Here is a 15,268-nt window from a genome sequence, read left to right as displayed (position 1 = left end):
GGTGCGCTCATGAGTTTCGCCGTAGAAGTGCAGGGACTGTCGAAGAATTTCGGCAAGGTCCGCGTACTCGACGATATCGACCTGCAAATCCCCGCGGGCACCGTCATGGGCCTGCTCGGACCCAACGGCGCCGGTAAGACCACGACCGTCCGGATCGTCACCACACTGCTCGCGCCGTGTGCGGGATCGGTGCACGTGGCCGGTGTCGACGTCCTGCGCGATCCGGCCGGAGCGCGACGGCGTATCGGGCTCTCGGGCCAGTACGCCGCGGTGGACGGCAACCTGACCGGATACGAGAACTTGCGCATGGTCTCCCGGCTGTACGGCATGTCGCAGCGGCAGGCGTCGGCGCGGGCGGCCGAACTGCTCACCGCCTTCGGCCTCGACCACGCGGCGCATCGCCGCGCGGGCACCTACTCCGGAGGTATGGCGCGCCGCCTCGACCTGGCGGGCGCGCTGGTGGCCCGGCCCGCCGTGGTCGTGCTCGACGAGCCGACCACCGGACTCGATCCGCGCGGACGCCTCGATATGTGGCAGGTCATCGGTGATCTCGTCGACGACGGCACCACCGTGCTGCTCACCACCCAGTATCTGGAAGAGGCCGATCTGCTGGCCGACCGGATCACCGTCATCGACAAGGGCAAGGTCATCGCCAGGGGTTCGGCCGACGAGCTGAAGACCTCCATCGGCGGCGACCGACTGACCGTCACCCTGGCCGCAGGCCAGCGGATGGCGCCCGCGTTGCGGGTACTCGCCCAGGTCGGGGTCGGCGAACCGCTGCACGAGCCCGGTACCGACGAGGCGTCGGTGGTCGTCGGCGACGGATCGCGCACCATGGTCGAGGCGCTGCGCAGGCTCGACGACGCGGGCGTGTGCGTGCTCGACGCGAATGTGCACCGGCCGAGCCTGGACGACGTATTCCTTTCTCTCACCGGAACTCCCGCCGACGACGCGGTCGCGCGGGAACCGGAAACCGATGACGTACAAGAGGAGATCATGTCGTGAGTGTCGCCGGTACCGTCGTGAAAGACGAAGCGCCGCGCGCGGATTCCGCCGTCGATACGGCGAAGACGCGGGTGAACACCGAGATCACCGCGCCGCGCGTGCGGGTCTTCCGTGACAGCGCGATCGTGGCCTACCGCAATCTGCTGACGATCCTGCGGGTGCCGACGCTGCTCGTGACCGCGACGATCCAGCCGCTGATGTTCGTCTTCCTCTTCGCCTACATCTTCGGGGCGTCGCTCGGCGGCAGTCAGTACCGCGAATTCCTGCTCGCGGGCATCTTCGCGCAGACCGTCGCCTTCAACGCCGCGTTCACCACCGTCGGTCTCGCGGGTGATCTGCACCAGGGCATCATCGACCGCATGCGCACACTGCCGATGTCACGGCTCGCGGTGCTGATGGGACGCACGCTGTCCGATCTGGTGGTCAACATCCTGAGCCTGATCGTCATGGTCGGCTGCGGCTACGTGGTCGGCTGGCGGATCAACGGCAGTGTCGCCGACGCGGCGCTCGCGTTCGGCGTCATCCTGCTCTTCGCGTTCGCGATGTCGTGGGTCGGTGCGCTGACCGGCCTGATGTCGCCCACCGTCGAGGTGGCGCAGAGCGCGGGGCTGATCTGGTTGTTCCCGCTGTCGTTCATCTCCTCGGCGTTCATCTCCGCCGAGACGCTGCCGGGCCCGCTGCGCACCATCGCCGAGTGGAATCCGATCACCGCGGTCGCGGGAGCGGGACGCAAACTCTTCGACAACGGCGCGCCGCCCACGTTCACGCCCGCCAGCGGGTGGGCCGCCGATCACTGCGTCCCCTATGCGATCGCCTGCTCGCTGGTGATCCTGGCCGTCGCCGTGCCGCTTGCCCTGTTGCAGTACCGCAAGGTCGCCAGTCACTGATCGTCCGCCGACGTGACGGGCGGCGGCGTCCGAATACGAGAAAGGCCGCGTCCCCGAGGGGAGCGGCCTTTTTCCGACTGTCTACCGACGCCGGATGCGATCAGACGCGGCGACGAGTCTTCAGCAGGTCGAGCCGCTCCTTGAGCAGCTCCTCCAACTCGTCCTTGCTGCGACGCTCGAGCAGCATGTCCCAGTGTGTGCGCGGAGGCTTGACCTTCTTGGTCTCCTGGGTGGTGCCCTCGAGCAGGATGCCCTCCTGGCCGTTGCGGCACAGCCAGTTCGGGGGGATCTCGGCATCGTCGGCGAAGGGAACGTCGAATTCCTCGCCGTTGTCGGTGCGGTACCGGGCGATCCGACGCGGCGCCAAGTCGTGGTCGCGATCGGTCTCGTAGCTCACCGCTCCGAGCCGACTGCCCCGGAGTACGCGATCTGCCATGGTGTGCCTCTCCCTGTGTGCTCGAGTCCGTGTTGCGTTGCGGGTCGTGTTCGGACGAGCACGTCGCGCGCTCACCGGACCTTCGGTACAACGAACGGGTCTGTCTGAATAGTTCCCGCCCCGGCGACGGTGAACCGTGCAATTGTAGTGGTCGCGCCCCGTTCGCGTGCACACGCCCCGGGATATGTCCTGGATTGCCAAGCCTCGCAACGGCAATTACCACCGCTCCCGCGCGCGGCGCTATCGTGTGCGACGTGCCACACACGCCCAGGTCAGGCAATGCCACCGCTCAACGTCAATTGTCCTGCCTGTGGTGCGGGCGCGAAATAGTCGAATCGGAGGCCGGACGCCGTCGCCGGTACTGCAGGCAGTCGTGCCGTCAGCGCGCCTACGAGAATCGCAACAGCCTCAAGGGGACCGGAATTCCGGACGATTCGGTCGTGCTCAGCGCCCAGGAAGCCGCTGATCTGGCCGATCGCTGGTTCGCGGCGCGCTGCGCGGCCGAGGACGTCGCGATCGCGATCGAGGAGGGCGCCGAACACGCCGAACTCGCCGCGTTGAGCAAGACCCTGCTCGAACTCACCCGAGAGGCCGAACGACTGCGCTGAGCGCGGGTGCCGTGCCGGGTTGCGCGCGGATCAGGTCGCGACCGCGTAGGTAGACCAGGATCGTCAGTCCCGCGACCACGGCCACCAGTCCGGCGAACACCCCGAGGGTCGTGTCGTCGGGATGGATCAGCGACTGGGCGCGCATCGCCTGCCAGAAGACCAGTGCGAACAGACCCGTGTAGCCGAACGCGAGCACACCGATCAGTTCGGCGCGGGTGCGTTCGGCGCGTAACCAGGGCCGACGCGGCGCCAGCCAGGCCGTGACGATCACGGCCAGCAGCAGTATCTGGATGCCGTGCAGCCCGACGAAATGCGCGATCCTGAGGTCGCCGCCGGTCGTGCTCCAGTGCGTGATCGGCATACCGTTCGCGTCGCGAACGGCCTCGGTGCGGGACGCGGTATCGATCACCGTGTGCCCGGCGACCAATTCGACGACCTCGCCGTCGGCGTCGAGGACCCGCTGCTTACCGGTGAATCCCATCAGATACGCCTGGAACATCCCGAGTGCCGCCAGCGCCATTCCGGCGTGTATCGCTCGCGCGGTCGGCCGGTCGACCAGTCGCTGCCACGAGAGGATCACCACGATGGCGAGATTCGCCAGGAACAAGCCCGGCACGCCGGACATGAAGATCCGCTGTCCGATGACGTTGACCGCGTCGGATTCGGAACCGTTGAAATGGCTGAAGGTGCCGCGCGCGGCCTGGACGACGATGAATCCGACATCGACGACGCCGGTGACCGCGAAGACGGTGCCGAGCCACCAGGTGGCACGACTGCCACGGTGCGGCAGCGACAGCAACCACGCCAGCGTCAGCCCGTACGCGGCGAAGGCGAACCCGAATTTCAGGGGTTTGACCCAGACCGACTCACCGAGCAGCACGCGGTCGTCGACCAGGATGCCGCCGAGGGACACGACGACCAGCGTCGTCATCAGGGCGACCATGGCCAGTAGCGGACGGTGCACGCGACCGCCCCGGGGGATGAGCGAGGGAATGCGACGATACCGCCCCGGTGCGGAATCCGTTACGGCGGAATCGATGTCACTGTTCGGCATAGACCGAAACTAGGAATCGCGCCCGCGCGAAGGCGTCCCGCCACGGGGCCATTCGACGGTGATACCGCAGTACTGGTTCGGCGCGCGAGCTACACCGAGGTATCGGGTCGGGAGACGACGAATGCCCGCGAACGCCGTTGTCCGCGAGCGCTCATCAGGGCGCTGAGAACCGCTCGGTGCCTGCTCGCCCCTCATCGAACGCGCGGGCAGTCATCGGGAAATCAGGCCGGGAATCGGAAGGCGTCGATGCCGCGCTGGGCGAGCCAGGGCAGCGGGTCGATCTTGCCCGCCTCGGGGTCGTGGACTTCGTAGTGCAGGTGGGGGCCGGTGGACTGGCCGCGATTGCCGACCGTCGCGATGATGTCGCCGGCGCGCACTTCCTGGCCGACGGAGGCGAGGATGTCGTTGACGTGTCCGTAGACCCCGACGGTGCCGTCGTCCTGTTGCACGCGTACCCACAGGCCGAAACCGGTGGCCGGTCCCGCCTCGATGACGACGCCGTCGGTGACGGTCGCGATGGGAGCGCCGAGCGGCTCGCCGAAATCGATTCCGGCGTGCATCTCACCCCAGCGCATCCCGAAGTTGGAGGTCAGGATACCGCCGACGGGACGGACGGTCTTGGGCCGTGCGGCCTCGACGGCGACGTGGTGCTGTTCGGCGATGTGCTGCTGTTCGGCGATGCGGTGCTGTTCGGCGAGCGCGGGGTCGGGCGCCGACTGCGGTATCCCGGGCTGGACGAAGGCGACGTTCTCGGCCGGTGCGGCCGGTGCGGCGAGGGTGTCGGCGGTGGTGGTGAGCGGGCCGGTCGCCACGGCGGCATCGGCGCCGTGCTTGTCGGCGCCGATGAGCACGCTGAGTGCGGCGCTGATGACGGCGGACACGGCGACTACACGAGTCGCGGTGCGGTGACGGCGGGGGAGGTCCGCGCCGGGCCGAAGCGAAGGTAACAGATCGGTCACGGGCATCACTCGAACGTACGGGACGTCTTCGAGGTCGCAGTAATCTTGTGGCTACCATCACGGAGCGGTAAAAACCCAGTTGGCAGGTCACGGCCGGGTAACAAGAACGCCAGGATGACGCGATGAGCTGGTAATTCGCCGATTTGCCGCGAATTGACCAGCGACCTTCCGGTTGGTCACACTCGTTAAGTGCCGACTAATGGAGTGCGTGCTCTGCAAGCCCTCGCAGACCCCACCCGGCGTGCGATTTTCGAGGCGCTGCCGCAGTCGCCCCGGTCGGTCGGCGAACTGGCCGCAGCCCTCGGCGTCACCAGTTCGGCGATCTCCCAGCATCTGCGGGTGCTCCGCGATGCCCGCCTGGTCATGGTCCGCGCCGAGGGCACCCGCCGCCTCTATTCGCTCGACCCGCGCGGCCTCGGCGACGCCCGCGACTATCTCGAACAGTTCTGGCCGAGCGCCCTCGCCGCCTACGCCTCGGCGCTCAGCGAAGCGCGGGTCGGCGCGGAGCCCGGGACCGACGGCTGAACCGCCGAGGCCCGAACCGGCCAGCCGACGCGGCGATACGGTGCGCGTCCGGATTCCGTCCCGGGCACGGTCCGCCGCGCTAGTTGTTTGTCGACCGCGTCCACGACCTCGCCGACATCGATGCGCAACAGTCCGGCATCGGGTGTCTGGGCGTCCGGGTCACCGAGCTGTCCCGCCCACAACACCGCGTGCCTGGCGAGCAGATGCTGCGGCGGGCCGTTCCAGTGCGGCGGGGTCGGGCCGAACAGCAGCACCGTCCTGGTGCCGAACGCGACGGCCAGACGGGAGACCCCGGTATCGCCGGAGATGACCAGTGCCGCCTCGGCGACGGTGGCGGACACTTCGATCAGATTCTGCCCACCCGCGAGAACCCGCCCGACCGGCAGCCCGGCGCGCGCGGCGATACTCAACGCCAGGTCACGTTCGGATTCGTCACCGGTGAGCACCACGTCTCGGCCGAGGACGAGCAGGTGGCGCACCACGGCGGCGAACCGCTCGGCGGGCCAGCGGCGCGCGGGCGCGCTCGCCCCGACATGGACGACGACGCAGTCGCGATGACTGATCGTCGACACCGGCGGCACCAAACCGAGGTTGCGCCGATCCGCGCCGATACCGCCGGATTCGAGCAGGCGGCACCAGCGCTCGACCTCGTGGGTATCGGTGTGCCACACCGGGCCCGCGAGATCGGGGAACGCCGGATCGCGGTAACTCAGGATGCGCTTGGCCCCGGTTCTGCTCAGCGCGGCGATGCTCTCGGCGTCGGGACCGTGCAGATTGATCGCCAGTTCGGGCGGCTGGCCGTCCCAGCGCAACGCGGCGGGCTCCGAGGTGGGCACCAGGGTGTCCACGGACGCGATGAGGTCGATGATCGGCTTGAGGCGCTGCGGCGCGGCGAGCACGATGTGGTCGCGCGGCTGGGCCCGTCGCAGCGCACGAAGCGCCGGGACCGCGGTGAGCAACTCACCCAGCCCGCGTGCCTGCAGCACGAGCACTACCGCCACCCTCTACTCCTAGCCACCCGAAACCCGTCGACCGCCGCGCCCCGTCGCACCCGGTCGGTGCTTACGACGAGAGTCACGAGTGATTACTTCCCCCGGGGCGGATCCGGTAAACGTCGGACATGGCGGGGCGTCATCGATCGCGCGGGGCATCCGCGGCGGTAATCTCGCAGGTGACGGCACCTACAGCTGAAGGAGCATTCCATGGTCTCCAGGCTCAATCCGTACATCTCATTCGGCGAGACCGCGCGTGCGGCGCTCGAGTTCTATCGCGATGTGTTCGGCGGCACGCTGACCGTCAACACGTTCGGCGATTTCGGTGACAAGGAGGCGGAGGGCGCCGATCTGGTCATGCACGGCATGCTCGAAACCCCCGGCGGATTCACCTTGATGGCGGCCGACACTCCGCCCGGCATGGAATACACGCCGGGCAGCAGTATTTCGGTCAGCCTCAGCGGTGAAGACGCCACCGAATTGCGCGGCTACTGGGAGAAATTGGTATCCGGCGGCACCGTCGCGGTACCGCTGGAGAAACAGATGTGGGGCGACGAATTCGGTATGTGTCTCGACCGTTTCGGAATCTCCTGGATGGTGAACATTTCGGCGGAAACCGCGTAGCCGGGCCGGTCAGAGTGGGGACACCACTCGGCGCGTTCATCAGCAAATCATCAGATAACCTTTGCTCCGAGGCATAACATCGGGGTCATGACCACAAATAGCGTGCTGGAGGGCCCTCTCGCGTCGCTGGCGAAGAGTGCCTGGCAATCGGTTCTGGTCATCGGCGTCCTGTCGGTGATCCTCGGCGTCATGATGCTGGTGTGGCCCGGCCCCACCCTTGTGGTCGCCGGCATCCTCTTCGGTATCTATCTGGTCGTGACCGGCGTCCTGCAATTGGTCGCGGCGTTCGGCACCAGCGCGAGTGCGGGCATGCGGGTGCTGTTGTTCGTCACCGGCGTGCTGTGCATCATCGTCGGGATCTTCTGCTTCCGCGACGAACTCGCCTCGATCATGCTGCTCGGCCTGTGGATCGGCATCGGCTGGCTGTTCCGCGGCATCGCGATCCTGATGGGCGCGATCTCGGAGCCGGTGCCGGGTCGCGGGTGGCAGATCTTCTTCGGCATCCTCACGGCCATCGCGGGCGTGGTGCTGATCGTATGGCCGATCACCTCGACGACGACGCTGGTACTCGTCGCGGGCATCTGGCTGATCGTGCTCGGCGTCATGGAGGTGATCACGTCCTTCGGCATCAGGAAGGACGCGAAGGGTATTCCGGCCGGTGTCTGATCACCGGTCGTAGCGGGCGCTCCGGCCGGTGATCGATATCGGCCGGACCGTTTCCGCGCACCCGGTCGAAAGCTCCGTCCGTACAGGTGCGGACACTTCTCGGCGATTCGCTGGCTAATGGTTGGCAAATATGCTGTGCTCGCTACGTGAACCAAGTCCACTTGGGGCACGTATTCCACCTCGCCGGACGTCCCACCGTCCAGGACGCGGCGGATGCGCTGGTCTCCCTGCCGAATGGCGCGCTGATCGTCGCCAGCGACGGTCGAATCGTCTATTGCGGTGACAGTGACGACATTCCCGCCGAATTCCGGGGGGACGAGATCGTCGACCACCGTCCCGGATTTCTGTTGCCCGGTTTCGTCGACACCCATATCCATTTTCCCCAGACCTTCGCGGGCGACGCCTACGGCGGCGGTCAACTGCTCGAATGGCTCGACCAGTGCATCTATCCGGCCGAATCTCGATTCGCTGATCCCGAATACGCGCGGATCGCGGCCGCCGAATTCTGTGCACGGCGAATCGCGGCGGGCACAACGGCCGCGATGGTGTTCGGCTCGGCTTTCCGGCACGCCCAGGACGCGCTGTTCGCCGAAACACATCGCCGGGGTCTGCGCGTGGTCAGCGGCCGGGGCATCCAGACCGTCGGCGGGGAATCGGTGGCCCCGCTGCTGATCCCCGAACAGGACGTGGTCCGGCTGACGCGCGCGGAGATCGACGCCTGGCACGGCGCCGACACCGGTGACGTCGACACCGCGCTGCTGCACGTCGCGGTGATCCCCCGATTCTCGCTCTCGGTAACCACGCGGACCCTGTTCGAACTCGGAGAACTGTACGAGTCGGTCCGCGACCGCGGCGTGTACTTCCACACCCATCTCAACGAGAACAATCGGCCGGGCACCGGCGAGGTCGACACCACCAAGACGGTCTACGGGGTGAATTCCTACCTCGACACCTACGACGGCAGATTCCTGCCCGGGTCGGCGGTGGGCGGACGGAGCATGCTGGGGCGGCGCAGCATCTTCGCGCATTCGGTGCACTGCCAGGACGGTGAATTAGAGCGGATGGCCGCCACCGGCAGTTCGATCGCGCACTGTCCGATCTCGCAGCAATTCCTGGGCTCGGGGACGATGCCGTGGAAGCGCACGATCGCCGCGGGGGTGAACGTGGCCGTCGGCACCGATTTCGGCGGTGGCGACGAATGGTCGATTCCCCGGGTGCTGTCGGCGGCGTTCAAGGTCCACATCTCCGAACCCGGCGCGGACGCGATATCGATGCATCCGGCGCAGATGTTGTTCACCGGAACGCTGGCCGGGGCGCGCGCCCTGGACATGGAGAACCGGTTCGGCAATTTCGATATCGGCAAGGAAGCGGATTTCCTGGTCGTCGACCCGGCGGGAACCCCGGCGCTCGCGGGCAGGCTGACACACGGGGTCCGGTCCGACGATCCGGTCCTGGCCCGGGACCAGACGCTGTTCACCCTGATCATGGGGATGGACGAGACCACGATCGCCCGCGTCTACGTGCAGGGTCGTCGGATCGACGACGACTAGCGTGCGCCGATGAACGCGACCGCGGTCACCGTATTCCACCGTCCGGCCGACGCGACGGCGTTCCGTACCTGGCTGGCGCGGCTGGCCGAAATCGCCGCCGCCGCCGAAGGATTCGTGGAGGCGTGCCGTGCGGCGGACGCCGAGCCGCCGTTGGAACCGGGATTGAGCGTCACCTTCCGCACGGCGCGGGCGGCCGACGAATTCCTGGATTCACCGCGGCGCGCCTCGGTGCTGGCCGAGGGGGAGTCGCTCGGATTCCACCGCCGTAGCACCGACCTGATCATCGTCGACGGGCAATTGCCGCCACCGGGCGTCGGCGTGTTCCAGCACACGGTGTCGCCGGGCAAGGAATCCGATTTCGTGGCGACCGAAGCGCGCCTGGTGACGTTGAGCGCCACCTTCCCCGGATTCGACGGCGCCGCCCTCTTCCATACCGGCGGCGCCGGTCGCTGGTGTTCGGTTCTGCGGTTCCGGACGCCCGAACACCTGTCGGCGTGGATGCGGTCGGAACAGCGCGCCGCCGCGCTACCCGCCCTGCGCTCGGAACTCGCCGAGGATTTCTCGGTGGTCGCGCACACCACGCCGTTCGGATCGACCCTGCGCACCGTCGACGGCGAAACACGCGTGACCCCGACGTGGAAGATCGCCATGCTCGTACTGCTCGTGCTCTATCCGACGGTCATGACGCTGTCCCGATTCCTGGGGCCGATCCTCGACGCGGCGGGCGCGCCGCCCTGGCTTGCCATGTGGCTGAGTCAGATCGTCAGCGTCGCCCTGATGAGCTGGATCCTGTCGCCCGCGGTCGCCGTGTGCTTCCGTCGCTGGCTGGACCCGGTCGACGGTGCGGGCAAGCGGATCAGCGCCCGGGGCGCGGCGGTCGTCGCGGTCGTCTACGCGCTGACACTGCTGCTGTTCGCCTCGGTCAAGTGGCTCCAGTACTGGGACTACACCTGACCACGTGCGGGGCGGATCCTCGCTCAACCACCGGTGGTCGCGGGTAGCACCTCGTCGATCACCCGCAGCGCGTCGATCGCCCGCGGATACCCTATGAACGGCAGGAGCGCGGCCACCACGTCGATCAGGGTGACGCGGTCGTTGCCGACGTTGCGGTTCGCGCGGACACGGCCCGCGGCCTGTGGTTCGCAGCCGCCGAGCGAGACGATCATCGCGAAGGTGATCAATTCGCGGGTACCCACGTCGAGCCCGCCGCGCGTGTAGTAGTCGCCGAAGCAATTCGCCGACAGATAGCGCTGGATATGCGCCTGACCCGAGGGCGCCGACGCGTACATGTCGGTGACCGTGTCGTCGCCGACGCACCGCTTCTGCGCGGCGAGTCCGTCGTCGTGGCGGGTGTGCGGTGTCGTGGTCGATTGCGGTGCCGGGGGCAGCGCGATGCCGCGTTCGGTCATGACCTCGTTCGTCGCGTGCACGAAATCGAACACCCGCGCCATCCCGACGTAGGCGACGGCCTGGTAGACGATCTCCTCGACCTGCGCGGGGGTGACCCCGACGGTCAGCGCGGCGCCGAGCATGACGCGGTATTCCGAGACCGCGCCCGCGGCGATCATCGACGCCGACTGGACGATCAGGCGGGTCGGGACGTCCAGTGCGATATCGCGCAGGACTTCGTCGAAGGCGAAGTTGTCGAAGATCTCGATCAACTCGGGATTCGGTCGCTCCCGATCGACGCTACGGCCTCGACCGCGCGTGGAGGAGGTTCTGGCGTTACCCGGAAGGTCAGGCACTACCACGCGCGTGTCGCGCGGTGGGGCTGCCGGCAGTCCTGTCGGCTCGGCGGCTCGGCGCCGAACAGATCGTCCTCACGGGACGTCACCGCGACCGGACCGCTCTCGAGCGCGAATTCGGCGCGCTGTTCGGCCGCTACCTCACCCTGAGCGGCGGCCCCGCTCCCGTGCGCGCGTATATCGATGAACTGCTCGGCCGAATGTCGTTGTCCGCGTTTACCATCCATGGGTGCCCATTTCCCGTGACGCCCTGATCGGCTATGCCGAGCGCGATCTCGAAGCCGATCTGACCCGATGGTTCCCCGACCGGCCGCCGGTCGAGGTCCCCGAGGACACCCGTCCGATCACCGACTTCCAGCAGCGGCTGGCCACCGAACACGCGACGGCGCTCAGGGCGCTCGATCGTCTCGTGCGTTCGGGCGGTATGCCGCAGGTTCTCGACATCCACGACTGGAGTTACGGTTTCGACTTCGCTGCCAACGACTGCGGAATTCGCGACAGCGACTACGAGACCGAACTCACCGACGATGACATCTACTCGGTCGGCGCGGACGGCGGCGGCAACCTCTACGTCGTGCTGACCAACGGTCAGATCGCGGTCTGGTTCCACGAAGAGGAAGTGCTGGAAGCCGATACGCGTTTCGACGATCTCGACGTCTTCCTGTGGCACGCGGTCCGCTACCACGCCGTCCGGGCCGGGAAACTCGACCGCGCCGAGGTGGAGGCGGATTTCCTCGCGCTCGGCCAGGACGGCGCCCTGGTGCCGGAACTCGGACTGCTGCACACGATGTTCCCCAGGGAGCAATTCGCCTGAGCACGCCCGGACCTCGCACCGGACCGGATCACCGCCCGGTCATCGGCGAATATCCGGCATCGGCGACGCCCCGGTCGAATGGTCGGTTCGGCTGTCGAACCGGGGCACAACCGAATACGGATCTCGTATCCTGAAACCACTTCGAGGGTGGGAGCAAGCCGTGAAACGTTTCGTATTCCTGATCATCGCGATCGTCGTCGCCGCGTCGACACTCGACTACGTCGGATCGTCGGGCTACTACGGGCTGGTCGTGGTGGGCGGGATCATCGCCGCGTTCCTGCTGTTCGAGAAGGCGGTGAGCTGACCGTCGCGAGTGACCGTGCGGGTCGCCCGGCACAATCCGGGCGACGACCCTCGATCACACGCCCGCGTGGGTTTCCGAGTTCGCTGCCGCGCCCGGTCGCGCGAATCTGCCCGCGGCGTCGAGCGCGGCGAGGGCCTGGGCGTAGGAGGCGATCAGGCCGGTCTGGAGATAGGGGATGTCGCGTTCGGCGCAGAACTGCTCCACGATCGGCTGAGCCCGACGCAGGTTGGGGCGCGGCATGGACGGGAACAGGTGATGTTCGACCTGGTAGTTCAGCCCGCCCATCGCCGTATCGATGATCGGTCCGCCGATGACATTGCGGGAAGTGAGCACCTGCCGGCGCAGGAAATCCACGGAGTTGCCTTCGTGCAGCACCTCCATGCCCTTGTGGTTCGGGGCGAAGGTGCAGCCCATGTAGAAGCCGAAAAGCCCCTGCTGGACGGCGATGAACACCAGCGCGTTCGCCGGTGAGAGCACCAGGAAGACCGTCGCGAGATATCCCACGAAATGGGCGGCGAGTAGTGCGCCCTCCAGGACCCGGTTCGGGATCGGCCAGCGCAGCACCGCCCTGACGCTCGCGAAATGCAGACTGCCCGCCTCCAGCAGCAGCAACGGGAAGAACAGCCACGCCTGGTATCGGAAGATGAATCGCCGGAAGGTGCGGTCGGTCCGGGCGCGTTCACCGGAATAGGCGAGCACGCCCATCACGTCGGGATCGGCGCCCTCGGTATTGGGGTGGGCGTGGTGGCGATTGTGATTGGCCACCCACCAGCCGATGCTCAAACCGATCGCGAGATTTCCCGCGATCGCCCCGAACGCGTAATTGGCTTTGCGGTTGGCGAAGATCTGCTTGTGGCCGGCGTCGTGTCCGAGGAACGCGAGCTGGGCGAAGACCGCCGCGAGGAAGGCGGCGACGCCGAGCTGCCACCACGAATCGCCCAGCAGGACGAACGCCGTCCACCCGCCGACGAACGCCAGCGCCGTCAGCGCGATGCGCCACGTGTAGTACCGCGAACGCCGATCCAACAGTCCGGCCTCGCGGACACGGCGCAGCAGGACCGAGAATTCGCTACCACGCGTCTTGGTCTGCGGCCCGGTCGATATCGGTGACTGTCCGCTCGCGTCGTCGCGGTCCTCCGCGACCAGCGCGCTCGTCCCGGCGCCGGAACTCGGCGTCACCCGATCGGCAGTGCTGTCAATTACCACGGGTGGCCTGCACATCCCTATGCGTCATTGTCGGTTCGGGCTGCGACTGTCCGTCCGTCGAGCCTGCGCAGACCCTAGCGGGCCGCGGGAAATACGCAAATCGCACCCCGCGCCTCCGACACCAGTATCCAGCGAATACACCACCGTCGGGTGAACTCCAGGTCGCTCGATGACACATTCCGGTGACGTTTCCGCTGTCGGCGGTCGCCGAGGAGCCCTCCGAGCCCGGCACGGACGCGCTGAGCGCCCTCACCGACCCTTCGGCGGCGCCGCACCGGAGGACGGCAACGCCACGTCGGCGACCTGGAACAGTCCCTTCCGCTCGCTCGCCGTTTCCAGGGTGAACCGCGCGGATCTGCCGGTGATGCGCAGGCAGCCGATCGAGTTGCCGAAATGCGGCCCGCTGACCTTGTTCCACCGAACCGGATCCGGCGAGATCCCGCGCCGATCCGCCAGCCATCGCAACGTCGAGGCGAGCGGTTTCGCCCACGAGAGCGCGAACGCGGGGCGCAGGTACCCGGGTGGATCGTTGTGCACGGGTGAGCACACCAGTTGCAGCACATCGGATTCGGTCGGATCCGGGTAGGTGGCACGCGCGGCGTAGCTGTGGTGCACGTCCCCCGACAGCACGCAGATCGTGCTCGGTGCGCCGGGCGCGGTGCCGATCCGGTGGATCAGATCCGCGAGATGTTCGAACGACGCGCGGAACGCGGGCCAATGTTCGAGATCGGCCGCCTGCCTGACCTTCTCGCCGAGTCGTCCCCGCCATCCCGGCAGACCGGCCGCGCGCTCGTTGAGCGACTGGAAGTGGCTCAGCGAAGGCGGCATCAGCCACGGCAGCGACGATCCGATCAGCAGGTGGTCGACATCGCCCGCGGCGTTGTCCTCGATCCAGGCGAATTCCTCGGCGCCGACCATGAGCCGCTGCCCGTCGAGGATGCGGCCGTTGCGGGTATCGATCACCAGCAGACGGATCCGGCCGAAATCGCGTCGATAACTCCACCGGGTGGGTTTACGGCCCTCGATCTCCTTGTCGGCCCGTCCGGCGAAATCCTCCAGCAGGTTACGCACGTCACCGTCGGCCGCGCTGATCTCGCGGAACAGTGCGTCGTCCGCCAGTTCCGTCGGTCCGAAGTTACCGAGATGCTGGTATACCCAGTACGAGGCGAGTCCGGCGCGAATGCGTTTGTCCCACCACGGTTTCTCCGCCATCTGCGCGCGCCAGGTCAGCGAGGTGTTCCAATCGTCGCGCACATCGTGGTCGTCGAAGATCATCGAGGTCGGCACCGTCGACATCAGCCAGCGGATCTCCGGATCCGACCACGACTCGTGATAGAGCTCGCCGTACTCCCGGAACGAGACCACTTCGCCGCGCGGCTCCTCTTCGCCGCGTCGCCGCGCCAGCCATTCCCGCATATGCGGTGTCGGTTCGTCGGCGTAGACCTGGTCACCCAGCAGGACCAGCGCGTCGGGCCACCGATCCTCGGGCAGCAACTTCATGCGCAACGCGTAGGCGTCCAGCGCGTCGGGGCCGAGCCGGTCGGCCTCCAGCGCGCCGGGGGCGGACTTGGCGGCCCGGCACGAGCCGAACAGGATCGTCTCGACGGTCCCCGTGCGGATGCGGCTCGGCGGGAAATCCGACCCGGGTTCCGGCCACACCGCCGCCCCGTCGAGACGCACCTCGTACCGGATCGACGTGTCGGGTTCGAGACCGTCGATGACGACCAACGCGAAATGCTGCTCGCCGACCTGGAATGTTCTGGCGCTGCGCCCCAGAATCACCACTTCGCACGAAACGTTCGTTTCCACCCACACGGTCGCCGATGTCGCATCGACGTGACGCAACACCGGGCCGAGTACCAACTCCGGCATGTGAACGACGTTACGTCGCCC

18 protein-coding genes are annotated in these 15,268 nt (G+C 67.4%); 11 read left to right on the top strand and 7 right to left on the bottom strand.

What is annotated here, in order from left to right; genetic code table 11:
- The first annotated feature begins 9 nt into the window (after window positions 1–9).
- The gene (locus OG225_RS20265) at window positions 10–1,005 is read left to right on the top strand and encodes an ATP-binding cassette domain-containing protein (protein WP_109530568.1); all 996 of its coding nucleotides are present in this window, start codon (window positions 10–12) and stop codon (window positions 1,003–1,005) included.
- A 71-nt stretch (window positions 1,006–1,076) separates the two neighbouring features.
- The gene (locus OG225_RS20260) at window positions 1,077–1,892 is read left to right on the top strand and encodes an ABC transporter permease (protein ID WP_355084357.1); all 816 of its coding nucleotides are present in this window, start codon (window positions 1,077–1,079) and stop codon (window positions 1,890–1,892) included.
- A 100-nt stretch (window positions 1,893–1,992) separates the two neighbouring features.
- On the opposite strand, the gene OG225_RS20255 is transcribed toward OG225_RS20260, so the two are convergent.
- The gene (locus OG225_RS20255) at window positions 1,993–2,328 is read right to left on the bottom strand and encodes an RNA polymerase-binding protein RbpA (RefSeq protein ID WP_109530567.1); all 336 of its coding nucleotides are present in this window, start codon (window positions 2,326–2,328) and stop codon (window positions 1,993–1,995) included.
- Between the two features lie 254 nt (window positions 2,329–2,582).
- Here OG225_RS20255 and OG225_RS20250 point away from each other — a divergent pair, with 254 nt between their 5' ends.
- A complete protein-coding gene (locus OG225_RS20250) occupies window positions 2,583–2,936 on the top strand; it encodes a hypothetical protein (RefSeq protein WP_109530646.1) in 354 nt (117 codons plus the stop codon).
- Here OG225_RS20250 and OG225_RS20245 read toward each other — a convergent pair.
- Both OG225_RS20245 and OG225_RS20240 read right to left on the bottom strand, forming a co-directional pair.
- Window positions 2,908–3,990, bottom strand: a complete 1,083-nt coding sequence (locus tag OG225_RS20245; protein ID WP_405183101.1) for a hypothetical protein — start codon at window positions 3,988–3,990, stop codon at window positions 2,908–2,910. The two genes, OG225_RS20250 and OG225_RS20245, sit on opposite strands and share 29 nt — an antisense overlap.
- Window positions 3,991–4,211: 221 nt before the next feature.
- On the bottom strand, window positions 4,212–4,955 hold the full coding sequence (locus tag OG225_RS20240; protein ID WP_405183100.1) for a M23 family metallopeptidase: 744 nt from the start codon (window positions 4,953–4,955) through the stop codon (window positions 4,212–4,214).
- A 183-nt stretch (window positions 4,956–5,138) separates the two neighbouring features.
- Between OG225_RS20240 and OG225_RS20235 the strand changes: the two genes are divergently transcribed.
- Complete coding sequence (locus tag OG225_RS20235) at window positions 5,139–5,474, top strand: ArsR/SmtB family transcription factor (RefSeq protein WP_405183099.1); 336 nt, start codon at window positions 5,139–5,141, stop codon at window positions 5,472–5,474.
- Here the strand turns inward: OG225_RS20235 and OG225_RS20230 are convergent.
- Window positions 5,417–6,475 (bottom strand): glycosyltransferase family 9 protein, encoded by a 1,059-nt coding sequence (locus OG225_RS20230; protein ID WP_405183098.1) that lies wholly within the window; start codon window positions 6,473–6,475, stop codon window positions 5,417–5,419. The genes OG225_RS20235 and OG225_RS20230 overlap by 58 nt on opposite strands.
- Before the next feature lie 201 nt (window positions 6,476–6,676).
- Between OG225_RS20230 and OG225_RS20225 the strand changes: the two genes are divergently transcribed.
- From OG225_RS20225 to OG225_RS20210, 4 genes are all read left to right on the top strand, one after another.
- Window positions 6,677–7,090: a VOC family protein gene (locus OG225_RS20225; protein WP_405183097.1), complete on the top strand. Its 414-nt coding sequence runs from the start codon at window positions 6,677–6,679 to the stop codon at window positions 7,088–7,090.
- A gap of 87 nt (window positions 7,091–7,177) precedes the next feature.
- Complete coding sequence (locus OG225_RS20220; RefSeq protein ID WP_405183096.1) at window positions 7,178–7,756, top strand: HdeD family acid-resistance protein; 579 nt, start codon at window positions 7,178–7,180, stop codon at window positions 7,754–7,756.
- 146 nt (window positions 7,757–7,902) lie between these two features.
- A complete protein-coding gene (locus OG225_RS20215; protein ID WP_405183095.1) occupies window positions 7,903–9,306 on the top strand; it encodes an amidohydrolase family protein in 1,404 nt (467 codons plus the stop codon).
- 9 nt (window positions 9,307–9,315) lie between these two features.
- Complete coding sequence (locus tag OG225_RS20210; protein ID WP_405183094.1) at window positions 9,316–10,260, top strand: antibiotic biosynthesis monooxygenase; 945 nt, start codon at window positions 9,316–9,318, stop codon at window positions 10,258–10,260.
- A 23-nt stretch (window positions 10,261–10,283) separates the two neighbouring features.
- On the opposite strand, the gene OG225_RS20205 is transcribed toward OG225_RS20210, so the two are convergent.
- Window positions 10,284–10,967 (bottom strand): carboxymuconolactone decarboxylase family protein, encoded by a 684-nt coding sequence (locus tag OG225_RS20205; protein ID WP_405183093.1) that lies wholly within the window; start codon window positions 10,965–10,967, stop codon window positions 10,284–10,286.
- A gap of 104 nt (window positions 10,968–11,071) precedes the next feature.
- On the opposite strand from OG225_RS20205, the gene OG225_RS20200 reads away from it, so the two are divergent.
- From OG225_RS20200 to OG225_RS20190, 3 genes are all read left to right on the top strand, one after another.
- Complete coding sequence (locus OG225_RS20200) at window positions 11,072–11,305, top strand: hypothetical protein (protein ID WP_405183550.1); 234 nt, start codon at window positions 11,072–11,074, stop codon at window positions 11,303–11,305.
- Window positions 11,281–11,865, top strand: a complete 585-nt coding sequence (locus OG225_RS20195) for a hypothetical protein (protein WP_405183092.1) — start codon at window positions 11,281–11,283, stop codon at window positions 11,863–11,865. The genes OG225_RS20200 and OG225_RS20195 overlap by 25 nt, the downstream gene beginning before the upstream one ends.
- 160 nt (window positions 11,866–12,025) lie before the next feature.
- Window positions 12,026–12,169: a hypothetical protein gene (locus OG225_RS20190; RefSeq protein WP_157978982.1), complete on the top strand. Its 144-nt coding sequence runs from the start codon at window positions 12,026–12,028 to the stop codon at window positions 12,167–12,169.
- 54 nt (window positions 12,170–12,223) lie between these two features.
- Here the strand turns inward: OG225_RS20190 and OG225_RS20185 are convergent, their stop codons facing one another.
- Both OG225_RS20185 and OG225_RS20180 read right to left on the bottom strand, forming a co-directional pair.
- Complete coding sequence (locus OG225_RS20185) at window positions 12,224–13,348, bottom strand: fatty acid desaturase family protein (protein ID WP_405183091.1); 1,125 nt, start codon at window positions 13,346–13,348, stop codon at window positions 12,224–12,226.
- Window positions 13,349–13,624: 276 nt separating this feature from the next.
- Window positions 13,625–15,247, bottom strand: a complete 1,623-nt coding sequence (locus OG225_RS20180; protein WP_405183090.1) for an alkaline phosphatase D family protein — start codon at window positions 15,245–15,247, stop codon at window positions 13,625–13,627.
- Window positions 15,248–15,268 lie beyond the last annotated feature (21 nt).

The sequence above is a fragment of the Nocardia sp. NBC_01377 genome (assembly GCF_045040005.1).
Classification (GTDB): Bacteria; Actinomycetota; Actinomycetes; order Mycobacteriales; family Mycobacteriaceae; genus Nocardia; species Nocardia noduli.
This window is presented reverse-complemented; position numbering and strand designations above follow the sequence as displayed.